Below are 23,334 nucleotides of genomic sequence, written 5' to 3'. Positions count from 1 at the left end.
CTCGGACCTCGCCAATGCGCGTGCAGGCATTGCAACAGATCTTTAAAAGAAATTCATAGACACTTAGCAACTCCAAACCACTGGGGATGGTACACTAATCGCAACCTAGAGGTCAGTGGGTAAAAACCGCATCGCCGTACACTCTTCTACGGCCGCAGTTTTTAAAGGCATCACAAGAAGAATTGTTACTATACTGAATAGTATACAATGATAATATGTTGCTATTCCAATATTTTTCGCGTCATGTTGGCTATATACATTAAGTTATCTTGTTCGAAACGTGTATCGGAGACTTCCAGATGACAAAGTCGGCAGGACAGACGCCAATTTTTTTCTATCTGGCTTATACTGACCAATGATGACACTGGTCAGTCGCCTAAGGACGGCAGCGCATATTGATCATCTCCGAATCCTCGGTGTTTGCGCGCATGCGGACCTAACTGTCTGCGAGCTAGCAGAGATTCTGGGTCTGCGTCGCGAGCACGTCGTCCGACACGTCCGGATGCTGGCCAGAGCCGACTTTCTTTGCGGGAACGGACAACGTCCTTGGCCCTCATATCATCTCGATGCGGGGGGCAAGGATGGAGGGTTGGTTCAATTCCTGGTCGATCTCCTTCCCCACGACGATGGGTATCATAAGCGGGACCTGGAGCGGCTCGAGGCGGTACTGGTGGTCGAAGGGGGCTGCTGCTTGATCGTGGAACAGATCAAACCAACTGGAGCGCGACTACCATGAAGAACTCCGTTGACGTCTCCATCGCGCGGCCCGACACCAACAGACAGGCTAGCCTGGTCGCGGTCGATTGCCGCGTTCACGAACTGCTTCTAAGACAGGAACGCCAGGAGCGGACAACTCTCAAACTTATCGCCTCCGAGAACTTTGCCTCCTCTGCGGTGTTGGAAGCGACCGGGTCGATTTTCACCAACAAGTACGCGGAGGGATACCCCGGTGCGCGCTACTACGCCGGAAACGAGATCGTCGATGAGCTTGAAAACGTCGCTGTCGAGCGCTTGAAAGCGCTATTCGGCTGTGAACACGCTAACGTCCAGCCATATTCCGGCTCCCCGGCCAATCAGGCTGTCTATCGCGCGCTTTTGAGCCCCCGTGACAAAGTCATGGGCTTGCCTTTACCCGAAGGCGGCCATCTGACCCACGGTTGGGCAGTCAACTTCTCCGGCACCGACTATCAGCGAATCCCGTACAGGCTGCACGAAAAGACGCAGCAAATTGACTATGACCGCTTGCGCGAGACCGCCAAGCGGGAACGCCCGAAGCTGATTTGGGTCGGCGGAACTGCTTATCCACGTATTTTTGACTACGCGGCAATGGCCGAAATTGCTGCGGAGGTGAACTCGTATTTGGTGGCTGACATCGCGCACATCAGCGGCCTGATTGTCGCAGGCGCGCACCCAAATCCCGTGCCCCACTGCGACGTCGTCACCAGCACGTCTCACAAGTCGATCCGCGGCCCTCGCGGTGGCTTCATTTTGTCAAGGAATGAAGACCGTTATCAGCCACTCTATCATCCGATGAGCAAACACAATCTCGCCAAACGTATAGATCGCGCGGTCTTTCCTCAACTACAAGGCGGGCCCCATGTGAATATCATCGCCGCGCTAGCTGTTGCTTTGCACGAAGCCGCGACCCCCTCTTTCCGCACCTACGGTCACCAGATTGTCAGGAACGCCAAGGCGCTGGCCCAGGCGCTTCTGGAGCGAGGTTATGACCTGGTCACCGGCGGGACTGACAATCACATGCTGATCCTTGATCTGCGGGCCCGGCCGCTGTCAGGCAAAGCCTATGCCGAGCGCCTGGCCAAGGCAGGCATCATCACCAATTTCAATATGGTGCCGGGTGACCGGCGGCATCCGGCGCTCACAAGCGGCATCCGCTTAGGGACGCCAGCGGTGACGTCCATGGGCATGCGCGAGACGGAGATGGTGCAGATCGCCGATTTCATCGACTCCGTCTGCCGCCAGCCCGATGACCAGGAAGTTCATGCGAGCGTACGAAGAGAGGTCGCCGACTTCTGCACTGCGTTCGAGGTCCCCGGCATCCCCGACCCGTAGGCCACCCGAATCCAGAAACTCCCCACCCAACTCCACCACTTGAAGCGAGGGCATTTTATGACCAGGCAGTTCGTGTTCTCTTCTGAATCCGTCGGCGCGGGACACCCCGATAAGATGGCAGACAATATCTCAGACGCCATCCTTGACGCGGTTCTCCGCACCGATCCGAAGGCGCGCGTCGCCTGTGAAACGTTGGTGAAGACAGGGATGGTGGTTCTGGCTGGCGAGATCACCACTCATGCGCAGATCGATTACAGCCAAGTCGCCCGCGATACGATACTCGATATCGGCTACGACGACGATGCCACCGGCTTTGATGGTCGGCGCTGCGCCGTCGTTCTGGCTCTCACCGAGCAGTCGCCCGACATAAGCCAGGGCGTTGATGAAGGACGAGGGCAGGATCTCGAGCAGGGGGCGGGGGATCAGGGCCTCATGTTCGGGTACGCATGCAGCGAGACGGATACATTGATGCCCTTGCCGATCCAACTCGCCCACCGTTTGACGAAAAGACAGGCAGAGGTCCGGAAAACGGGACAGCTTGGCTGGCTGCGTCCGGACGTTAAATCTCAAGTGTCCGTGCGCTACGAGGGTCTCCGCCCGGTGGCGCTGGACACCATAGTCCTGTCGACTCAGCATGACGAGGCGGTCTCCCAAGATACAGTCCGCGAAGGCGTCATTGAGGAGATCATAAAACCGGTCCTGCCGACCCACCTGGATACTTCGGGGATCAGATTTCTGGTCAACCCAACAGGGCGGTTCGTGGTCGGTGGGCCTGCCGGCGACTGCGGCCTCACTGGACGCAAGATCATCGTCGATTCCTACGGTGGAACGGGGCGTCACGGCGGCGGCGCCTTTTCGGGCAAGGACCCGTCCAAGGTTGACCGCTCGGCCGCCTATGGCGCCCGGTATGTCGCGAAGAATATCGTTGCCAGCGGACTTGCGGAGGTCTGCGAGGTACAGCTTGCCTACGCGATTGGCGTTGCCAGTCCGGTTTCCGTCATGGTCAACACCTTCGGAACCGCAAGGATTGACGAGAAAACGATCGAACGCCTTGTTCTTGAGCTTTTTGATCTCCGACCCAAAGGCATCATCAAGATGCTTGATCTCTTACGCCCGATTTACCGCAAGACGGCGACATACGGACACTTCGGCCGTGAAGAGCCTGAGTTCACCTGGGAAAGGACGGACAGAGCTGACGACTTGCTGCGTGAGGCAGGACCCGCAGCTGCGTGAGGGACGCCGCCGGAGGGCCATGCGGAAAGTCCATCCCAACTTCCCAGGCCTACGCCCTGTCGGCGGACTGTTGAGCGGAGACATTGATGCCGGATTATGACGTGCTTTGCATCGGCAATGCCATTGTCGACATCATCGCTCAATGCGACGAGGCCTTCCTCGAAACCAACGGCATCATCAAGGGGGGGATGAACCTGATCGACACCAGGCGCGCCGAACTGCTCTACAGCCGCATGGGCCCGGCGATCGAAGCCTCCGGCGGCAGCGCCGGCAACACCGCGGCCGGCGTCGCCAGCTTCGGCGGCCGTGCCGCCTTCTTCGGCAAGGTATCGAACGACCCGCTCGGTGCAATCTACACCCATGACATTCAGGCCCAGGGCGTCGCCTTCGACACCAGGCCGCTCAAAGGCGAACCGCCGACAGCGCGCTCGATGATCTTCGTCACCCCGGACGGCGAGCGCTCGATGAACACCTATCTCGGCGCTTGCATCGAGCTCGGCCCGGAGGACGTCGAGGCAGACAAGGCCTCGGGCGCCGCAGTCAGCTATTTCGAGGGCTATCTGTGGGACCCGCCGCGCGCCAAGGAAGCGATCCGGCAGACGGCCAGGCTCGCGCACGACGCCGGGCGCGAAGTGTCGATGACGCTGTCGGACTCGTTCTGCGTCGACCGCTACCGCGACGAGTTCCTCGACCTGATGCGCTCGGGCACCGTCGATATCGTCTTCGCCAACAGCCACGAGATCAAATCGCTCTACCAGACCGCATCCTTCGACGAGGCGCTGGCCCAGATCCGCAAGGACTGTAAAATCGCCGCCGTGACGCGCTCGGAAAAGGGCTCGGTCATCGTGCGCGGCGACGAGACGGTCATCATCCAGGCGACGACGATCCGGGAACTTGTCGACACGACAGGCGCCGGTGACCTTTATGCCGCCGGTTTCCTGCATGGTTACACGCAAGGCCGCGACCTCAAGACCTGCGGCGATCTCGGCTCACTGGCTGCCGGACTGGTGATCCAGCAGATCGGCCCCAGACCGCGGCAGAATCTGCGCCGCGAGGCCGAGCAGGCGGGATTGCTGTAGCGCGGGCATTCGGCCAGATGCTACCACCCTCCCCTTTTTGCGGGCCCAGGCAAGCGCCGGCAAATCGAGATATTACGTGCCTGTCCTTTAAAGATGGCAATTGCAATCTAGTTTCTGGTCGTCGGGACCCAGCAACATTGACGCACTTGCGGAAAGCTCCGGGCGTTCTCGATCCTTAATCCGCCGACATTTGTCGCAGCGTCCAGTGTCGAAATCATGTGATTGGCGTTTTGCGGCCCTCACAGCCTGCGTGGACTGGAAAGTGGCTGCGTGCCAACAGCAGGACGACACGATAAAGGACCTTGGAAACATACGGCAGGTGAAGGTGTTCACATAAACACATAAGCATTTCTTTATGCCATATATTGACAAAAGAGCGAACTGCTGTGATTGTGTGCGTGTCGTGGTTCTCGGTGCGGCGTTGCCGTAACGGAGCTAAGAGGAAAGCCAGTGCGATGCCGGCGCTGCCCCCGCAACTGTTAGCGGCGAGCCAAGCCCATTGATGTCACTGAGGCGTAACAGCCTTGGGAAGACGGGCAGAGGCTGTGACCCGCGAGCCAGGAGACCTGCCACGGCGAACAGCGTCCACGGGCGGGGTGTCTCGGCGGCTGCAGCAGCTCGGCCTTCATGCCGGCCTGCTGGCGCCCTCCTTTTCCCCACGCCCCAACCATCGGGGTATGGCATGACTATCTCTCAGAAAATTCCTGTTGCAATGCTCGGCATGCCGCGTATCGGCCGCCGGCGAGAACTGAAATTCGCGCTTGAAAGCTACTGGTCCGGAAAATCCTCCGCTGCCGACCTTTTGGCGACAGCGAAGGCGCTGCGTGCCGCTAGCTGGAAGGGGCAGCACGATCGCGGCGTAGCGAAAATCCCGTCGAACGACTTCTCACTCTACGACCATGTGCTAGACACCGCCGCCATGGTCGGCGCCGTGCCGTCCCGTTACGCGTGGAAGGGCGGCGAAGCCCCACTCGACATCTACTTCGCGATGGCGCGCGGCAAGCAGGGCGAGGCCGCAGGTTGTGGACATGCCGGCCACGAGCATGCGGCTCAAGACCACCGCTTAACAGCGATGGAAATGACCAAATGGTTCGACACTAATTATCACTACATGGTGCCGGAGCTGACCGACGATCAGACATTTGCCCTCTCGTCTACGAAACCGGTTGATCACTTCCTCGAGGCTAAAGCCCTCGGCATTCACACACGCCCCGTCATCCTTGGACCGGTCACCTTCCTCAAGCTGGCGAAGTCACCGGCCGAAGGTTTCAATCCGATAGCGCTTCTGCCACGGCTGCTGCCTGTCTACGAGCAACTCCTGCGGAGGCTGAGGCTCGCAGGAGCTGACTGGGTGCAGATCGATGAACCGGCGCTTGTGCTCGATCTTAACTCCAACGAACGAGCTGCGTTCGACTTCACCTACGGCCAGTTGTCGAAAGCCGCGCCCGAGTTGAAGATCATGCTGGCTACCTATTTCGGGCCGCTGGGAGACAATTTCGAGACCGCGATTTCTCTGCCCTTGGCGGGCCTGCATCTCGATCTCGTGCGCGCTCCCGAGCAGTTGGAGACGGCTGGTCGGCTCGCACCGAAGGATCTGGTGCTCTCACTTGGCTTGATCGATGGCCGCAACGTCTGGCGCGCGAACCTGCCTGCCATTCTCGACCGCATCAAGCCGATCGTCGCCGGCTGGCCCCTGGACCGCGTCGAGATCGCGCCTTCCTGCTCGCTGATTCATGTGCCGATCGATTTGCAGATGGAGACCGCGCTCGATGTGGATGTCCGTTCGTGGCTGGCATTCGCGGACCAGAAGACCGAAGAACTGGTCGTGCTGGCGCAAGCCTTGTCCGAAGGCAGGGAGGGCGCAGCAGGCGCATTGAAAGCTTCTGCCGAGGCGGCCGCCGCGCGCGCAAAGTCCACGAAGGTCCATGATCCTCTGGTTGACGGGCGGATCGCCGGCATTGACGGTGGCATGAAGCGACGAAAGAGCGTATTTGCCGAGCGTTCGCGAGTTCAAGGTGGCGCGCTCGGCCTGCCACCATTCCCGACGACGACCATCGGGTCCTTTCCGCAGACACCCGAGGTGCGCAAGGCGCGCTCCGCTCATGCGAAGGGCGAACTGAGCTATATCGATTACGAAACCTTCCTGAAGAAGGAGACTGAAGCTGCTATTCGCTGGCAGGAAGAGATCGGGCTGGACGTGCTGGTGCACGGCGAGTTCGAACGAAACGACATGGTGCAGCATTTCGGCGAGCAGCTGTCCGGATTCGCCTGCACCCAGCATGGCTGGGTGCAGAGCTATGGCTCCCGCTATGTGCGCCCTCCCATCATCTTCGGCGACGTATCGCGGCCGAATCCGATGACCGTGCGCTGGTGGCAATTTGCCCAATCGCTGACGGAAAAGCCGGTGAAGGGCATGCTCACAGGCCCAGTGACCATTCTCAACTGGTCCTTTGTTCGCGACGACGTACCCCGCGCCGAGGCCTGCCGCCAGATCGCGCTAGCCATCCGCGATGACGTGACGGACCTCGAAAGAGCCGGTGCTCGGATGATCCAGATCGACGAGGCCGCATTTCGCGAAGGCTTGCCACTGCGCAAGTCCGACTCGAAAGTCTACCTCGATTGGGCTGTCGAATGCTTCCGGCTCGCTTCAACGGGTGTAAAGGACGCGACCCAAATTCATACTCACATGTGCTATTCAGAATTCAACGAGATCATCGACGCGATCGCTGAAATGGATGCGGATGTAATTTCGATTGAGACGTCGCGCTCGAAGATGGAACTGCTAGACGCCTTCAAGAACTCCAAATATCCGAACGAAATCGGTCCCGGAGTCTACGACATTCACTCGCCACGGGTCCCGGAAGTCGACGAGATCTCGGACCTCGTCATGCTTGCCCGCAAGCGACTGTCTGACGGCCAATTGTGGGTAAATCCGGACTGTGGCCTCAAAACACGCAAATGGGACGAGGTCCGCCCTGCCCTCATGAACATGGTCGCTGCAGCATGCGCGCTGCGGGAGAAAGTGCGAGCCGGAGGCTTTCCTGATTCCTAATTCTGTTGTGATTTACCGGCTGCCGCATCTCTGCCGTTCTTGTCAGGGATAGCAACAATTTGACGAAGTTCTCCGGTCAGAGGTTCCAGGGCTCGATGTCGATGCCGAGGCTGCAAACTTCTGCAGGCTATCGGTGCGCATCGCTCAGCTGTGGTGAACGAGGAGGGCTTGATACCGGCAAAGAGATGGCTGACCGGCGACTATTGAGACAGATGTTCGGCTGACAACCGCTCTCGGATGCTGAGCGGACGTAGGCGAGCCGGATCTGCTCTCGGAGTTCCGCTGCCTGTGGTTCTAACCGCGTTATTTGCGCGGCGGTCGCCTCGGCATTGGCCTTCTACGGCTGACGGGGCTCGGTAGGCGTTACCGGGCGCACAATCTGAACTTCCGGAATCGCTACGGCAGACAGCCTGGCTGCCCTCGCCCGATCGCAACCCTTCAGGTCTTATCGAAGGGCTTCCAATAAATGCCGAAAGCGGCAAGCTGCTCTTCCGACTGCTCCACTCGTTCTGCGGCATTCGTTTCAGACTGCGCAGCCGTCAACGCGGCCAGGATTTCGACCGCGGCGAACGCCGGCGCCATGCTGCGGAAGAACGACTGCGAATTTGACGGAACAATGATTGTTTCCTGGGCGATCCGGACCAGCGGCGACACGCTGCTGTCAGTGATTGCCACCACGCCGACGCCCTGCCTGGCCGACTGGCGCGCGACGTCGATCGGCGTGCGTTCATAAGGCGACATGGCCACAGCAAAAAGCACGTCACCACGTCCCGCGTGCTGGAGAGCATCCAGATCCTGTCCGGCCATCTCGCCGACAAGCGTCACCTTGCGGTCAGCGCCAGCCAGAAACGACATGACGTGAACGAAGTGGCTCGATATCGAATAAGCAGCGCGTGAACCGAGAGCGAACAGATTGGGAGATCGGACAAGGAGACCAGCTGCCGCGATGAATTGCATCGCGTTGCCGTATCCACCAAGACTTGAGATTTGGGCCGCGAGCGTGTCGGCAACGACGCCGGCAGTCGAATATCCCGGGTCGCCATTCTGTCCGATATCCTGTCGCGCCGGCTCTCCGGCGATCGTCTCACGCAATGCGCGCGCATAAAGGCTGCGCATGTCCTCGTAGCCTTCAAGGCCAAGCCATCGCGCCAGCCGCATCATCGTGCTGTGCGAAACACCGGCCTGGTGCGCCTGCTCGCGCATCGACATCAGTGCGACATCCTTGGGACGATCCAGCACAAAACGCGCGGCGACCCGCAGCTGTGGCGGCATATTCTCGAACCGTTCGACCAACAGCTGCGCCAAAGGACCTTTTTCCATTGTGAAATCCCCATTCATCTAATTGCCGGCTACTCCTTGAAAAGTCGGCAATGCAACAGTCGGAGCCGAATTGGCTCATTGAAATCCAAATGGACTTCATTTCGATCCCGCTGCCTTCGGAGCGCTCGGCACAAGAGCGAGCGCGAAAGGGTCATTCATTGCGGCAATGGTCGGCAATTGCACGTAGCCGTCCTTCCTGACATGAAGCTGACTTGCGCTCAGCCACATACAGGACCTTCGCGACGGGCAAAGGTGTTGATGTCAGGTCCTTTCGTCTTCGGCCGGTAGAGCCCTGCATCTGCTCCAGCGCGTAGCATTGCGGATCCACTGCATATGGCATCACCTCAAAATTTAGGCCGCAGGCCACCTTGTCACAAATAATCGTTGTCACTCGGGTGTTGCTACCGTTGCACTCGCCCGTGGCAGTAAGGATGACAGGGTAATGCGCTGGCGGATTGGTTCGCGCTGATGCAGGGGCTTGCATTCCGCATCATGTGAGGCTATATGACGCCTCACATGAATTGGAGAGTGTCATGCTAGCGTTCGGAAATGTCGCCGACGTGTTGGGGCTGCCCGTTAAGGAGGTGGCGTCACGGTCGCCTTTCGGGCTGATCTCCCGGATCGAGAATGGACTTCCCATCGGAGCGCTCGAGCGCGTCGCGCATCTTCTAGCGCCTGGCGATGCTCAGTTCAAATACCGGCTGATCCCCAAGGCAACCTATGAGCGGCGCAAGACGGTACATCGCCTCTCATCGGACGAGGGCACGCGATTGGCCCGCGTGGCGCGTGTCTGGGGCCTGGCTGTCGATGTCTGGCAGAACGAAGAGGAGGCGCGCGATTTCTTGTTTCGGCCGCACCCGATGATTGAGGACAAGCGACCGATAGACGTCGTTATCCTGAGCGAGTTCGGCGCCGAAATGGTGGTCGATATCCTCGGAGGTCTGAAGTACGGCAGCGCTGCGTGACGGCGCAGACTCTCGATCGCACGCTATTGTCCTTTCGCATCGGCGACCCGGCCGGCACCTACCCGATCTTCGACGCGACCGGCTCGACAATCGCGCCAGGGCGATGGAACACGCCCGGAAGTCCTATCATCTACACCAGCGAGCACTATTCGACGGCCCTGTTGGAAAAGCTGGTGCATGGCAGCGGGCGACTGCCGCCCAACCAGCATTACATCGAAATCACAATCCCGCGTGGACTGAGCTACGAGGTCTTTTCCCAGCCGTCACTGCCCGGCTGGGACACGATGCCGGCGACGGTGAGCAAGGGATTTGGCGAAACCTGGTGTTTAGAACGGCGCAGCGTCATCCTGCTGGTGCCGAGTATCGTGGCGCGTCTCGATTGCAATGTGCTGATCAATCCGGCGCATCCGGAGTTTTCAAGGATCCAGACAAGTCTCCACCAGCCCGTCTACTGGGATCGGCGGCTGTTTGGCGCGTGATGAGGGCTTTCTTTCGCCTGCAATCTCTACGGCTTGGTGAGATTGACGCGGAACCGGTCATGTCGGCGCTGGCATTTTCCGCGTCATCTCGGCCGAGGCGTGGCCGAGATGCTTTTGCACATAGCGCACACCGACCTCGGCCGAATTAGTGACACCATCATCGTTCGTGCACTGAGCACGCTCGAGTTCGCTCTCGGAGCTTCGGCTTGTCTACGCAGATGGGGGCTGACCCCAAGCGCTCGTTACGCATTGCTGCCTCCTTGCCCCAGTCTCCAGAGGCGCTGAGTCGGCAATGCTGAAGGTTGCGACCGTGCCGTAGGAAAAGGCGGACGCAGATCTCATGATTTGGTGGGATGGAGTCCGTGACGCTCGCGTCTTGGAATACAACGATGACGCCATCTTGCTCGAGCGCGCGACCGCCGATCGGTCACTCGTCGCGATGGCACAGGAAGGAGACGATGGCGCGGCAAGCCTCATTGCAACGGAGATTCCTGGCAAAGCGAACCGGTAGCTGCGCAGGGAATTAGCGGAACTGGGCGGTGAAACACCGTTGACTTTGGCACAGACTGAGACTGACGATCGGGGCCTTGTGCCCTTTCGCCTCATATGGACGCACCTCGTTGTAGTATCTGCGCCAATCCTGCAACTTTTCGAAGCCTTTGGCCTGATTCGGGCCAGACATGGAACATGATGCCGTTGGAACGAGTTGGCGACGGAAGCATTGTCTGCACTTTGGGATCATGCCAGGCATCGCCTTCTCAAAGAGTCGCGATCGTCCCATCCTGGGAATGGTCGCAATCATTCTTCATTGCGAGTTTCCTTAGCCAGCTCCGACCATTTATTTCCCTAAGATCTGCAACGCAGATCGAGGCGTTGTCGCCGTTTCGGCGGGTAAGATGGGCAAGACGACCTCAGCTACCTCTCCGGTCAGAGAGTTAAGGAAGGCAACAAGCAGGTCGACTTCTTGTGCCTTCAATTCTTCGCCGAGCTGGGTGGTCCCCATGATGGCTACGGCCTGTTTCAGATCCCAAACCTTGCCCGAATGAAAGTATGGCGCGGTGAGCGCTACATTGCGCAGCGGCGCCGCACGGAAAACATAGGAATCATCGGCTGAATTGGTGACGGAAAAGCGGCCCTTGTCGTTTTCTGGCAGGACGTCGGTGCTGGGCTTTTCAATGAGGCCGAATGAATAATAGCCCTCGCCACCAACGTTAATACCGGAATGGCAGGACGAGCAGCCTTTCTCCATGAAAAGCGCCAAACCCTGTTTCTGTTCGGAAGTGATGGCGCCGTCATCGCCATTGAGGAAAGCATCGAAGGGGGCCGGCGTGACCAGCGTCGCCTCAAAGGCTTCAATAGCCTTGGCTAAGTTGTCGAAGGTGACGCGATCGGCCTCACCCCGGAAAGCTGCATTGAACCACTCGGCATATATAGGCATCGACTTGAGAGTCGCGATGACTTGACCAGGTGTGTTGGCCATTTCGAGACCGGATTGGACCGGTCCCTTGGCCTGAGCCTTCAGGTCTTCGGCGCGACCATCCCAGAACTGCGCGATGTTGAAGACAGCGTTCAGCACCGTCGGCGCGTTGCGCGGCCCCTTCTGCCAACCATGGCCAATCGAGGTTTCAAGATTGTCGTCGCCGCCGGTGGCCAAGTTGTGACAAGAGCTGCACGACAAAACGCCTGACGCTGAGATGCGCGGATCGAAGAACAGTGCCTTGCCGAGGGCGATCTTTTCCGGTGTGATCGGGTTGTTGGCCACTGCTGGCGTGGTGGATGGCAAAGCCTTGAAGGTGGCCAGCGCCTTTTCTCTGAGGTCGGCGGGGATCGGGCCCGCAGCAAAAGCGGTGGCTGCCGGCAAGGCGGTAGCCATCATAGTGAATAGCATTCTCATGAATGATCTCCGAGCGTTGTGCACGCAAGCCATTATGGGCATCCGGTTCGTGAACACCCTGCGCTAGATCAACGGTCGAATGACGGGAGCCGCCACCAGCCTTATCGTTCCAACCGTGGAGGCCAACACTTGGCCGGCGCCTTTGCAATTGCTCGCGCTGACGGCCTATTTGGCTCCATGCAGCGTGACGACGATCGCCATGACAATGCCAACGCGGAAAGCATCATGAAGACTATGAAGGGTCGAAGCCGTGTATTCGAACGGCGCAAGAAGCCTTAAGCGGCGCCAAACACCTTCGGCTTTTTCGTTTGGCAAAATTCAAACGGAAAGGATCGACATTCAAAGCAAACGCCGACCCAGTTACGGGACAGCCCAACACCGAAGGGATCAACGTGCATGACGGTGGGATGCGGCGTTATAGACCGCGATGCTGGATGAGCACGCAATAATCCGTCGAAACAATTGTTGCCTTCATCGACAACCCCCACTATGAAGCGACGCTTCGCCGACTATGTTTCAAGCCGCCCGGAGAATTTCATGACAGAAGAAGCCGACAAAAACATCGACGCCCTCATCGAGCTCACCGCCGATGTTGTATCAGCCTATGTTTCCAACAATCCGGTTCCGGTTGGGGAACTCCCTGCTCTGATCGGCCAAGTGCACGCGGCTCTGAAAGGCACGGCCGGAACCGTTTCCGCAGAAGATCGGGCGGTCCTGAAGCCAGCCGTCCCGATCAAGAAATCGGTGACGCCGGACTACATCATCTGCCTTGAGGACGGAAAGCAATTCAAATCGCTAAAGCGCCATCTGTCTACACACTATGGGCTGACGCCGGATGAGTATCGGGCCAAATGGGGCCTGCCGGCGGACTATCCCATGGTCGCGCCGAACTACGCCGCAGCGCGTTCGGCCTTGGCCAAGACGATGGGGCTCGGCCGCAAACCGAAGGAGCAGGAAACGCCGGCGCCGGCGAAGCGGAGCCGCAAGAAGGTCGTAGCTTAACTGCGGTACGGTAGTCGACATTCGTTTGGAGCGGCAGCTGCCATTGGCATGATCTGTAGGGAATATGAAAAGGCGGGGGGCCAACTCCGCCTTACTTTGGAGACAGCGTTCGCGACGGCTTGCAGCAATTTGCTGCGCCAACCTTCCGATCGAGCCATGTTTTCACCCACTGTTTTCAAGCAGGTCAGCCCGTCCGCTCTTGCGGGACGCAGTCGAAAAGATCAACCAGCTTTGCTGAGGCTGCCAGCGGATGACTTGCCAGTGCGGCGGTCCTGTTCGATCTCATAGCTGATCTTCTGACCTTCATTGAGGGTCGAAAGGCCCGCGCGTTCGACAGCGGAAATGTGGACGAAAACATCCTGCCCCCCATTGTCGGGCTGGATAAATCCAAATCCCTTGGTGCTGTTGAACCACTTCACCGTTCCGATCGCCATATGGGTATTCCTTTGTAACAATTGCAGCGTGAGCAGGCCTTTAGGCCAGCCCGAACCATAGCCGAGACTTTAGGCGCAGCAAAAACAAAAATTACAAGGGCCCGCTCGATCGGCCGGCGGCGGCTCGCGCCAGTGGGTCAAGGGCCGGATGGTTCACGTAGCCACCTAGTGCATAGCCCCCTGGCGAGGCCTTTGAAGGAGTTCGGCATTGGATTGGTTCGAAAGGATCGAGGCGTTAATCGATGCGGCGAGCACATGCGATCGATAAGGCGCGCGTTTTGCTGGATCAGTTCGACGCGGCGGCTACTATGAGTTACAATAATCGCCCGAGCGATCGATTACTTATCGCTTGATTTGATGCTCTGGTGTTTGCCATAGAAGCACCATCATAGCCTTGAGCTTAGCCGGTTAGAAAGCATCGATCTGTTCGTCGGCTAAACAGCGCAAGAACTGCTTGCATGGCGTGCACAAAAAACTTCGTCGCCTCCCCAGCCCTAGGCAGCTTGCTTGATCAGTTGTCAGAGTTGTCCAAAGCTATCCAGGATCGCGAGGCAAAGTGTATGCCTCCCGAGCAAATCTCGGGGCGGCGAGACGCTGGGCCGTGCACCCAAGCCGGCAGACAGCGCCTAGCCGTTTTGAAAAAACAAACAAGGCAGCGACCTCGGCCTGCCAAGCTTCCTCTCGCCCTCTCCGCAACCTCCACTGCGAATAGCCTGGCCGCCGGCTCTTTCCTACCGGCGGTGCCTGATTCCGTTGCTCGCGCGTCGACCCTGGCCTTGCCTGTCGAGGACAGCGTTCTATGGCGACTGCCATCGTCCCCATTAACCCTCTCAGTGCCGCGGCCAGTTCGAGGCGATTCTATTCCCCGCCGCGGCAGAACGCTCAATCGTCTTTCTTGTAGAGCAAGATATCTTCCCAATCCGGAGCGCGTTGCATTCGTCCCTGTCTGAAGTCCGACAATGTCGCACGCAACATAGCAGAGTCGGATTAATCACATTGCCGAAACGGTTTTCTCATTTGGCACGGTACCTGCGCGGTCCTCCGCAAACGCGTCGCGGACCAAGGAGAAGCCGTCCCATGATCACCTCACCAAAAAATAACGCCATACGTGTCCCGGACTCATCCAAAGATGAGGCTCGAGCAAGGGCTGGCAACATGGAGACGGCTCAGGTGGATCGGCGCTGCCTATCGGCCCGCTTTCTCCCACATCAGGAGACGGACGCGCAGCGCCTTCAAAATGCAGAACAAATCACTTTGCCTCAAACCGTGCCGATCGTTCGGCCACCGCAACCGGAGCCCATGATGCCGTCTGAGTGGCTGTGCAGGGCGCTCATTGCGTCCGCCTTGGTGTTCGCGACGACTGCTCCGGTTCTGGCCGCCACCGACGACGGCAAGGTGACGGATTTCTTGCTCAGCAACGGCATGGAGGTGGTTGTCGTCCCCGATCACCGCGCGCCGATCGTCACCCATATGGTGTGGTACAAGATCGGCAGTGCCGACGAGCCAATCGGGAAATCCGGCATCGCGCATTTCTTCGAGCATTTGATGTTCAAGGCCACGGCCAATCACGCCGCCGGCGAGCTAAACCGCGCGGTGGCCGAGATCGGCGGCTCGCACAATGCCTTCACCTCTTACGACTATACCGCCTTCTACCAGAGAGTGGCACCCTCGGCGTTGGAGCAGATGATGAGCTTCGAGGCCGACCGTATGCGCAACCTGATCCTCGCCGACGATGTCATCAAGACCGAGCGCGACGTGATCCTGGAGGAGCGCCGTTGGCGTATTGAGACAAACCCGCAGGCGGTGCTGGATGAGGAGGCCGACGCCACACTCTGGCAGAACCATCCCTACCGCATCCCGGTCATCGGCTGGATGCAAGAGATGGAGCAGTTGAACCGCACTGACGCCGTCGCATTTTACAACAAACATTATAGCCCCAACAACGCCGTACTGGTGGTGGCCGGCGATGTCGAGCCGAAGACGGTGAAGGCTCTGGCCGAGAAGACCTATGGCAAGCTCCCGCGCGGACCGGAGTTGCTGCCGCGAGTCCGGCCGGTCGAGCCGGAGCAGAACACGCAGCGCCAGGTGACGCTCACCGACGCGCGCGTGTCGGTGCCAAGCTTTTCGACGCATTGGGTGGTGCCGTCCTATCGGACGGCCGAGCATGGCGAGGCCGAGGCGCTCGAGCTGCTGGCCGAGATTCTCGGTGGCGGCACCCGCAGCCGGCTGTACCAGCAGTTGGTGGTGAAACAGGGAATAGCCACCGACGCCAGCGCCTGGTTTCAGGGGGATAGGCTGGATGACACCCAGTTCACCGTCCACGGCTCATTGCGCGGCGGTGCAATGCTTCGCGACCTAGAAGCCGCTGTCGATGCCGAAGTCGCCAACATCGCCACGGATGGTGTCACCAGCGAGGAGCTGGACCAGGCCAAAGACCGCTATGTCCGCACAGTGATCTTTGCCCAAGACGAGCAGGACTACCTCGCCAACATGTATGGCTCGACGCTTGCCACCGGCGGCAGCGTGAAAGATGTCGAGGAGTGGCCGGACCGCATCCGCAAGGTCACGCCCGATCAGGTCAAAGCGGTTGCCGCGCGCTATCTCGTGTCCGACCATTCGACCACCGGCTATCTCTTGCCCAAGACGGAGAATTGATGTGACGATGATCCAACACCGTGCCGCCTTTGCAAAAAGCCTACCTTTTTTGCTTTCAGCGCCAGAAGGCAGCGTCGCGCGCCTCGTCCCCGCGCTGGCCATCCTCCTCCTCGCCATTCTCTTCCTCCTGCCGGGGCTCAGTGCCCGCGCGGCGATGAATATCCAGGAGGTGAAATCTGAAAAGGGCACTAGCGCCTGGCTGGTGGAAGACCATACGGTGCCGATCATCACCATCCGCTTCGTTTTCGACGGCGGCACGACGCAGGACCCGATCGGTAAGGAGGGGCTCGCCAACATGATGGCTGCCCTGTTCGACGAGGGTGCCGGCGGTCTTGACAGCGATGACTTCCAGGTGAAGCTTGACGAGGTCGGCGCCGAGATGAGCTTTGAGGCGCAACGGGACGGCATCTATGGCTCGATGCGCATGCTCTCCGAACAGCAGGACGCCGCGTTTGAGCTGCTTCGGCTTGCGGTCAACAGACCGCGCTTCGACCAGGAGCCGATCGACCGCATCCGCGGCCAGATCATCTCCGGCATCATCGCCAGTGAGCGCGACCCCGAGGCATTCGCTCAGCGCAAATGGCTGCGCGCGATCTACGGCGCGCATCCCTATTCGAGGCCGGAAGAAGGGACCAAACAGAGCATCGCCAGCATCACGCCGGCCGATCTCAGCGCGTTCCATAAGGCCACTTTCGCTCGCGACGGGCTTCATGTTGCCGCGGTCGGTGACATTGATGCGAAGAGCCTGAGTGAAAAACTCGACCACCTATTCGGCGATTTGCGCGAGAAGCAGACCCTCTCTCCAGTTGCCGATGTCATGCCGAAGCTCGGCCAGCAGGTCGAGGTGAACTGCGACCTGCCGCAGACCTCGCTGCAGCTCGCTTACCCTGGTGTGATGCGCAGTGCGCCGGACTTCTACGCCGCGGTGCTGATGAACGATATTCTCGGCGGCTCGGCCTTTACCTCCCGCCTGTTCGATGAGGTGCGCGAAAAGCGCGGTCTCGCCTATGGCGTCGGCTCCGATCTTGATGACCAAGAGCATTCGCAGGCGCTGCTGGTTGCAACGGCGACACGCTCGGATCGCGCCGCCGAGACGCTCAGCCTTATCCGGGATGTCGTCAAGCAGATGGCAGAGCACGGACCGACGGCGGCCGAGCTCGCGGCGGCTAAGAAATATCTGATCGGCTCCTTTGCCATCAACGAGCTAAATTCCTCCGCCTCGATTGCAGACACGCTTATCGGGCTGCAGTCCAGCAATCTCGGCATCGACTACATCCAGCGCCGAGCCGGTCTCATCGATCAGGTGACGCTCGATGAGGTCAAGGCGGCAGCGAAGAAGCTTCTTTCGGGCGAGCCCGCAATTATGGTGGTCGGACCGCCGCTGGGAGCCAAAGGATGAGTCCAAAAGCTCATTTCGCCATCCTTCTTCCCTTGTGAGACCTTTTCGCGTGTGGAGCGAAGTCCGGCTCGGTGCCAGTGGGTTTTTTCGGATGACGGAGCGGTTTTCGCGAGCGTGCGAGGCATTTGCCGGTTCAGTCGGCCGATCCGCCAAATTGTGGAGCCCTTCCTCCTGACGCCTGCCTCCCTTCGGGTGGACAGCCATCGACCGTGGTCCCAGATTGTAGGCGCGGGCCAGCATGAACTGCGTGCGGGTGGCGAAGCCGATGTCCCTTGTTCAATCTTCGCCGTAGAACCGCGAGCCATCTACTAGAGAGACAAAAATCCCCTTAGTTGGGTGGGTGGTCTACTAGACGTCAGGCCGAGGCCCTATGAGGAGCCCGCAGGTGCGGAATACACACCCACGCACTGCCGACAGACATATCCGCTGTGTTTAAGAGGAATCCGGTATTGCCCCTGTGCCTGCCGATGATCCGCCACCTGAAATCCCCTGACCTATTTGGAGCCATCGATCGCCTGCCGGCACCCGGCACGTCGTTTGACGGGCCGACATTTGACGTTCTCAACCCGTCGAGCGGCGAAGTGCTGGCAGAACTTCCCGACATGGGCGTGGAGGAGACACGCACTGCGATCGACAAGGCCTATGTCGCGCAGCCTGGATGGGCGGCTCTGACCGCCCGAGAACGCAGCGACGTTCTGTGGCGATGGCATCAGCTGGTTGTCGACCACGCCGGAGATCTGGCGGCCATACTCACCGCGGAAATGGGCAAGCCATTTGGCGAAGCCAAGTCGGAAGTTTCGCATGCGGCCGCGTATCTGCAATGGTACGCCGAAGAAGCCAATCGCGTCTATGGCGAGACGATCCCCGCACCGTCGACAGACCGTCGCATGCTGGTGATCAAGCAGCCGATCGGTGTCGTCGGCACGATTACGCCATGGAATTTCCCAGCGTCGATGGTGGCGCGCAAGATCTCGCCGGCCTTGGCGGCGGGCTGCGCGATCGTGCTCAAACCTGCTGAACAGACGCCGCTCGTGGCAGGTGCAATGTTTGCCCTTGCGCACCAGGCCGGCTTTCCCGACGGCGTCGTCAACCTGGTCTATGCGTCCGAAGGTGATGGCGTTGGACGCGAACTCTGCTCCAATCCCAAGGTCCGAAAGATCAGCTTTACAGGCTCGACTGAGGTTGGCCGGCTGCTCATGCGCCAGTGCTCCGACCAGATCAAGAAGGTTAGCCTCGAACTCGGCGGCAATGCCCCTTTCATTGTGTTCGACGACGCCAATATCGACGCTGCGGTTGACGGAGCGATCCAGGCGAAGTTCCGCAACGCCGGCCAGACTTGCGTTTCAGCGAACCGCCTTTACGTTCAATCGAGCGTTCACGATGAGTTCGTCAAGAAGTTCGTGGAGAGGGTGCGGCACTTATCGGTTGGCGACGGCTTCGCTCCCGGAGTGGACATCGGACCGCTCATCGACATGCATGCTCTGGGCAAGATCGAGTCCCACATCGCAGATGCCGTTGCCAAAGGTGGCACAATTCGATGCGGGGCCGAACGTATCGGCAAGGATGGCACCTTCTTCGAACCAACAGTCCTCACCGAAATTTCCAGCGTGATGGCGGTAGCGCGGGAGGAGACATTCGGGCCATTGGCGCCGATTATTCGCTTCGACGATGCGGATCAGATCGTGCGTGAGGCCAACGACACGATCTACGGCCTCGCCGCCTATTTCTATGCCTCGAACCTGAAGCGTGTCTGGCGCGTGGCCGAAGCTTTGGAATATGGCATGGTCGGCATCAACACGGGACGCATGTCATCGGAAGCGGCGCCCTTCGGCGGGATAAAACAGTCCGGCATCGGGCGGGAGGGCTCCCGCCACGGGCTCGAGGACTACCTCGAACTGAAATACCTCTGCATGGGCGGCATCTGAAGCATCCACTTGCGCGAGTACAAGCAGTCGCTCCGCTGGCCGGAAGCGCGAGATCGCTACTTGATGGATGCTCGTTGGCGGGCTCGATTTGCAAGTAGGCGCTGGCATGTTCGGCCGGTGGCTGGATCGGTTCGAGATTAACCTCGGAGGCGGACGGTTGTGAGCGGAGGCTAAGTCCTCCCTCCGAACTTGTCTGTTCTGGGTTGTTTAGAAATTCCACGGCGAGATCAGCTCTAGACTAGTTTCCGTCCACAAACGGCAAAGCGTTGATTTTATTGAGTGAATCGCAGCTTTAAGTGAGCAAGGCCCGGCGGTTTCAGGTAGATTGGATCATACCACTGATTCCAAAGCCTGCCACCGCCGGAGCCGACAATGCGCCAAGAACGCACCGTCCAAGCCAGATCCTATGAGGAGGGTGGATAGCGACCTGCGCTGTGGCAAGGTGCGGTTGCTTAAACACTATCACCTTACCCCTTGGAGATAAGCATGCCCGTTGCAGCTCACCGACCGAAAGCGCCGACCGCTATCCGCACCGATCTTGGCGCAATTTTCGTCTCATTGGAATTGAGCCGCTCGAAATGGCTGATCACCTCGCTGTCGCCAGGCGGCGGCGAGAAGATGTCGAAGCATTCGGTGGTGGCCGGCGACATCGCCGGGCTGTTGGCGCGCTTTGCCGAGCTTAAGAAGAAGGCAGAGGCGCGGACCGGGCATTGCTTTCCGATCATCGCAATCCAGGAGGCCGGGCTCGACGGCTTCTGGATCCATCGCGTGCTGCAGGCCGAAGGAATCGAAAGCCACGTCGTCGATCCGGCATCGATTGCAACCTCGCGCCGGCGGCGCCGGGCCAAGACCGACAAGATCGACGGTGAGGCGCTGGTCCGGGCGTTGCTGGCCTACAAGCGAGGCGAGCCGCGGGTGTGTGCGATGCTCCGGGTGCCGACGCCCGAAGAAGAGGACCGTCGCCGCATCTCGCGTGAGCGCAAGGCCTTGACGAACGAGCGCGTGCGACACGTCAATCGCGTCAAAGGCCTGCTGTTCGCCCAGGGCGTATCCGGCTACGAGCCGCTGCGCCGCGACCGGCGGAAGAGATTGGAGGCGCTCAAGACCGGCGACGGCCGACCCTTGCCGGCCCATCTGCAGGCGCAGGTCGGCCGGGAACTCGACAGGCTCGAACTGCTGCTCGAGCAGATCAAGGCGGTCGAGACCGAGCGCGATGCCATGCTCGCGGCCACGCAGGTTGTCTCGCCGGCACCGGCGATGCTGCTCGACCTGAAGGGCATCGGGCCGGAGTTTGCCGCTGTCCTGTGGTCGGAGGGACTGTCGCGTCACTTCGACAACCGGCGACAGGTCGCCGCCTATGCGGGCCTCGCGCCGTCACCCTGGCAGAGCGGCTCGGTCGATCACGACCAAGGGGTATCGAAAGCCGGCAATCCAAGGCTGCGAACCACGCTGATCCAGACGGCTTGGCTGTGGCTGCGCCATCAACCGCGATCGGCGCTCACCTTGTGGTTCCAGGACCGGGTCAAACACAACGGCGGCCGCCTCAAGAAGGCGACGATTGTGGCGCTCGCTCGCAAGCTGCTCGTCGCGCTGTGGAAATACGTCAGCGCCGGCGTCGTCATCGAGGGTGCAGTCATGAAGACCGCCTGATGCGTTAGCCGAACTGAATTCTGCAAATCTTCCAGGACCCGATCAGTCCTGGCGGATCCAGGTGGGACGAGCCGAGAATATGTATGGCTCTAAAATGCCGTAAGCCAGAATGGCCTCGTCCTCCTGAGCCCTTGTCCGCCGCAAGCGGGATGTTGGTGCCGCTGTCTCGAACAGATAGCGACCGTATATAAGTTGGATCTGGCTTGGCAACGAGCCGCGTCTTGCAATCGGGCTCAGACCGTGGATGCCGCAACAACCGACGGAAAGCAAAAATGTCACCCTGACGACAGTTCCGCATTGATCTTCCTCATATAAGTATATTCGATCTTTTCGCCACGCACGAGATTGGTCACGAACTGAAGGCGATGTCGCGATGGCTGGACGAGCATCGCGATCTGCTTGGTTTGGTGGCCGGCGATCTGGTGCGGGTCGAGGTTAAGGCCACTGGGCGGCGAGGCCTGCCGGCTGAAGCCGTGCTGCGTTGCGCGCTGCTGAAGCAGTATCGGCAACTGAGCTACCAGGAGCTGGCATTCCATCTCGAGGACTCCGCTTCGTTTCGAGCCTTTGCCCGCCTGCCGTGGTCATGGAGCCCGCAGAAGTCGGTGCTGCAAAAGACGATCAGCGCGATCCGGTCCGAGACATGGGAACAGATAAATCGGATACTGCTGTCGGGATCTCGGCAGGCGAAGCTCGAAGACGGTGCTGTCGTGCTGTCTGGACAGCACCGTGACTGCGGCACTCATGCATGAGCCAAGCGACAGCAGCCTGCTTTGGGATGCCGTTCGCGTCATGGTGCGCCTGCTGAAGAAGGCCGAGGCCTTGATCGGCGGCGCCGGCTTACAGTGGCATGACCATTGCCGCGCCGCGAAGAAGCGTGCCCGCAACATCCAGTTCACGCGCGGTCGACCCAATCGCATCCAACTCTACCGCGAGCTCATCGCAATCGCCCGCGCGACCTTGGCGTATCTGGAACAGGCGAGCGAGCGATTGGCCATAGCGACCACACCGGCCATCACAGTGTGGCAACTCCAGGTTCGTCACCATCAGCCGCTGATCGAACGCATCATCAGACAGAGCCAGCGGCGTGTGTTGGACGGCGAGCAGCAGGTGCCGGCGACCGAGAAGCTGGTCAGCCTGTTCGAGGAGCATGCCGATATCATCGTCAAAGGCAGCCGCAACACCGAGTACGGCCACAAGCTCAACATGACCACCGGCAGGAGCGGCATGATCCTCGATCTGGTGATCGAAGCCGGCAACCCGGCTGACAGCGACCGCTTGCTGCCGATGCTGGAACGTCACATCGACTTCTACGGCCAAGCGCCGCGGCAAGCCGCGGCCGATGGCGGCTTCGCCACGCGCCAGAACCTGACCACAGCGAAAGCCTGGGGCGTCTCCGACATGGCCTTCCACAAGAAAGCCGGCCTCAGGATCGAGGACATGGTCAGGAGCAAATGGGTCTATCGCAAGCTGCGCAACTTCCGTGCTGGCATCGAGGCCGGCATCTCATGCCTGAAGCGCGCTTACGGCCTGGCGCGCTGCACTTGGCGCGGCCTTGATCACTTCAAGACCTACGTCTGGTCCTCGATCGTAGCCTACAACCTCGTTCTCTTCACGCGCCTCAAGCCAACCTGATCCCGAGAAGGGGCGTGCAGTGGCCTCAAGCCGGCCGCCGCCGGCCGGCATCGCATGCGCTGATTTTGCTGGCAGAGACTTCCTGTAGTGGGTAGCCCTCTGATCCCGCCCGATGCCCCTCTAACTCGCCTCAAAGCCACGCCATGCTCCTGTAAACGCTGCGAAAATGCCACGTTGGCGAGTAGCGGAGACGCTCGCGCGCCTCCGCTCTCTCAGAACCGTGCGTGAACCTCTCAGCTCACACGGCTCCCATCAGGCAAACGTGCCGATCAGACCGAGTTGCCAGTGCACGAAGAGATCGGTGCGCTGCTTGACGATCCGTTGTAAGAACCGACTTGCCCGAACCTTACCCCTGCCAAAGCGCCTGAACTTCCGCCTTGCCCACGCAAGCACCGTCTGATTGACGTAGCGAAGCATGGGCTGCAGCCCCGTTGGCGCATACCGTCCATAATAGCTGATCCACCCCCTGAGGAGCGGATTGGTCAGCCGGGCGATGTCGTTCAACGAGAGCTGCGTCTGTCGGCGGATGTGCAAGTCCCTGATCA

Annotated in this window: 15 protein-coding genes, 3 pseudogenes and 1 riboswitch; of the genes and pseudogenes, 13 read left to right on the top strand and 5 right to left on the bottom strand. The window is 59.7% G+C overall.

What is annotated here, in order from left to right; all coding sequences use genetic code 11:
* Window positions 1–732 precede the first annotated feature (732 nt).
* From EH240_RS30040 to metE, 4 genes are all read left to right on the top strand, one after another.
* Entirely contained in the window at window positions 733–2,070 is a 1,338-nt protein-coding gene (locus EH240_RS30040) for a serine hydroxymethyltransferase (RefSeq protein WP_125005379.1), read from the top strand.
* Window positions 2,071–2,127: 57 nt separating this feature from the next.
* Window positions 2,128–3,303, top strand: coding sequence for a methionine adenosyltransferase (gene metK / locus EH240_RS30035; RefSeq protein WP_125005377.1), 1,176 nt, complete (start codon window positions 2,128–2,130; stop codon window positions 3,301–3,303).
* Between the two features lie 86 nt (window positions 3,304–3,389).
* The gene (locus tag EH240_RS30030; protein WP_125005375.1) at window positions 3,390–4,382 is read left to right on the top strand and encodes an adenosine kinase; all 993 of its coding nucleotides are present in this window, start codon (window positions 3,390–3,392) and stop codon (window positions 4,380–4,382) included.
* 387 nt (window positions 4,383–4,769) lie between these two features.
* Window positions 4,770–4,970, top strand: a riboswitch (cobalamin riboswitch).
* Between the two features lie 94 nt (window positions 4,971–5,064).
* A complete protein-coding gene (metE, locus tag EH240_RS30025; protein WP_125005373.1) occupies window positions 5,065–7,434 on the top strand; it encodes a 5-methyltetrahydropteroyltriglutamate--homocysteine S-methyltransferase in 2,370 nt (789 codons plus the stop codon).
* Window positions 7,435–7,872: 438 nt separating this feature from the next.
* On the opposite strand, the gene EH240_RS30020 is transcribed toward metE, so the two are convergent.
* Window positions 7,873–8,772, bottom strand: a complete 900-nt coding sequence (locus EH240_RS30020) for a MurR/RpiR family transcriptional regulator (RefSeq protein ID WP_245436503.1) — start codon at window positions 8,770–8,772, stop codon at window positions 7,873–7,875.
* Between the two features lie 515 nt (window positions 8,773–9,287).
* On the opposite strand from EH240_RS30020, the gene EH240_RS30015 reads away from it, so the two are divergent.
* Together EH240_RS30015 and EH240_RS30010 are read left to right on the top strand one after the other, a co-directional pair.
* Window positions 9,288–9,719 carry an antitoxin Xre-like helix-turn-helix domain-containing protein gene (locus EH240_RS30015; protein WP_107652811.1) on the top strand — a complete coding sequence of 144 codons (432 nt, stop codon included), beginning with the start codon at window positions 9,288–9,290 and terminating at the stop codon, window positions 9,717–9,719.
* The gene (locus EH240_RS30010) at window positions 9,716–10,198 is read left to right on the top strand and encodes an RES family NAD+ phosphorylase (protein ID WP_125005371.1); all 483 of its coding nucleotides are present in this window, start codon (window positions 9,716–9,718) and stop codon (window positions 10,196–10,198) included. The genes EH240_RS30015 and EH240_RS30010 overlap by 4 nt, the downstream gene beginning before the upstream one ends.
* A 26-nt stretch (window positions 10,199–10,224) precedes the next feature.
* On the opposite strand, the pseudogene EH240_RS39330 reads toward EH240_RS30010, so the two are convergent.
* Window positions 10,225–10,354 (bottom strand): annotated as a pseudogene (locus tag EH240_RS39330) (integrase); the annotation flags it as partial.
* Between the two features lie 175 nt (window positions 10,355–10,529).
* Here EH240_RS39330 and EH240_RS40205 point away from each other — a divergent pair.
* A pseudogene (locus EH240_RS40205) lies at window positions 10,530–10,709 on the top strand (aminoglycoside phosphotransferase family protein); the annotation flags it as partial.
* A 327-nt stretch (window positions 10,710–11,036) separates the two neighbouring features.
* Here EH240_RS40205 and EH240_RS29995 read toward each other — a convergent pair.
* A complete protein-coding gene (locus EH240_RS29995; protein ID WP_206075343.1) occupies window positions 11,037–12,092 on the bottom strand; it encodes a cytochrome-c peroxidase in 1,056 nt (351 codons plus the stop codon).
* Window positions 12,093–12,629: 537 nt separating this feature from the next.
* Between EH240_RS29995 and EH240_RS29990 the strand changes: the two genes are divergently transcribed.
* Window positions 12,630–13,094, top strand: coding sequence for a Ros/MucR family transcriptional regulator (locus tag EH240_RS29990; protein WP_125005365.1), 465 nt, complete (start codon window positions 12,630–12,632; stop codon window positions 13,092–13,094).
* A gap of 221 nt (window positions 13,095–13,315) precedes the next feature.
* Here the strand turns inward: EH240_RS29990 and EH240_RS29985 are convergent, their stop codons facing one another.
* A complete protein-coding gene (locus EH240_RS29985; protein ID WP_125005363.1) occupies window positions 13,316–13,528 on the bottom strand; it encodes a cold-shock protein in 213 nt (70 codons plus the stop codon).
* Window positions 13,529–14,827: 1,299 nt separating this feature from the next.
* Here EH240_RS29985 and EH240_RS29980 point away from each other — a divergent pair.
* From EH240_RS29980 to EH240_RS29960, 5 genes and pseudogenes are all read left to right on the top strand, one after another.
* Window positions 14,828–16,183: a M16 family metallopeptidase gene (locus tag EH240_RS29980; RefSeq protein WP_425374847.1), complete on the top strand. Its 1,356-nt coding sequence runs from the start codon at window positions 14,828–14,830 to the stop codon at window positions 16,181–16,183.
* 7 nt (window positions 16,184–16,190) lie between these two features.
* Window positions 16,191–17,582, top strand: a complete 1,392-nt coding sequence (locus EH240_RS29975; RefSeq protein WP_125005412.1) for a M16 family metallopeptidase — start codon at window positions 16,191–16,193, stop codon at window positions 17,580–17,582.
* 449 nt (window positions 17,583–18,031) lie between these two features.
* Complete coding sequence (locus tag EH240_RS29970; protein WP_125005361.1) at window positions 18,032–19,507, top strand: NAD-dependent succinate-semialdehyde dehydrogenase; 1,476 nt, start codon at window positions 18,032–18,034, stop codon at window positions 19,505–19,507.
* Between the two features lie 486 nt (window positions 19,508–19,993).
* Complete coding sequence (locus EH240_RS29965) at window positions 19,994–21,157, top strand: IS110 family RNA-guided transposase (protein ID WP_125005359.1); 1,164 nt, start codon at window positions 19,994–19,996, stop codon at window positions 21,155–21,157.
* 296 nt (window positions 21,158–21,453) lie between these two features.
* Window positions 21,454–22,789, top strand: a pseudogene (locus EH240_RS29960) (ISNCY family transposase).
* Between the two features lie 252 nt (window positions 22,790–23,041).
* Here the strand turns inward: EH240_RS29960 and EH240_RS29955 are convergent.
* Window positions 23,042–23,334, bottom strand: a 293-nt coding sequence (locus tag EH240_RS29955; RefSeq protein ID WP_281035179.1) for a group II intron maturase-specific domain-containing protein, incomplete at its 5' end; no start/stop codon positions are given.

The organism is Mesorhizobium tamadayense, assembly GCF_003863365.1.
Classification (GTDB): Bacteria; Pseudomonadota; Alphaproteobacteria; order Rhizobiales; family Rhizobiaceae; genus Mesorhizobium; species Mesorhizobium tamadayense.
The sequence above is the reverse complement of the archived record's forward strand: the minus strand, read 5'-3'. Positions and strand labels throughout refer to the sequence as shown.

Coding starts and splice junctions, on each gene's coding strand:
- metK (WP_125005377.1), top strand. CDS start 2,128: ATGACCAGGCAGTTCGTGTTCTCTTCTGAATCCGTCGGCGCGGGACAC.
- EH240_RS30020 (WP_245436503.1), bottom strand. CDS start 8,772: ATGAATGGGGATTTCACAATGGAAAAAGGTCCTTTGGCGCAGCTGTTG.
- EH240_RS29975 (WP_125005412.1), top strand. CDS start 16,191: ATGATCCAACACCGTGCCGCCTTTGCAAAAAGCCTACCTTTTTTGCTT.
- EH240_RS29965 (WP_125005359.1), top strand. CDS start 19,994: ATGCCCGTTGCAGCTCACCGACCGAAAGCGCCGACCGCTATCCGCACC.
- EH240_RS30030 (WP_125005375.1), top strand. CDS start 3,390: ATGCCGGATTATGACGTGCTTTGCATCGGCAATGCCATTGTCGACATC.
- EH240_RS29985 (WP_125005363.1), bottom strand. CDS start 13,528: ATGGCGATCGGAACGGTGAAGTGGTTCAACAGCACCAAGGGATTTGGA.
- EH240_RS29990 (WP_125005365.1), top strand. CDS start 12,630: ATGACAGAAGAAGCCGACAAAAACATCGACGCCCTCATCGAGCTCACC.
- metE (WP_125005373.1), top strand. CDS start 5,065: ATGACTATCTCTCAGAAAATTCCTGTTGCAATGCTCGGCATGCCGCGT.
- EH240_RS30015 (WP_107652811.1), top strand. CDS start 9,288: ATGCTAGCGTTCGGAAATGTCGCCGACGTGTTGGGGCTGCCCGTTAAG.
- EH240_RS30040 (WP_125005379.1), top strand. CDS start 733: ATGAAGAACTCCGTTGACGTCTCCATCGCGCGGCCCGACACCAACAGA.
- EH240_RS29980 (WP_425374847.1), top strand. CDS start 14,828: ATGATGCCGTCTGAGTGGCTGTGCAGGGCGCTCATTGCGTCCGCCTTG.
- EH240_RS29995 (WP_206075343.1), bottom strand. CDS start 12,092: ATGAGAATGCTATTCACTATGATGGCTACCGCCTTGCCGGCAGCCACC.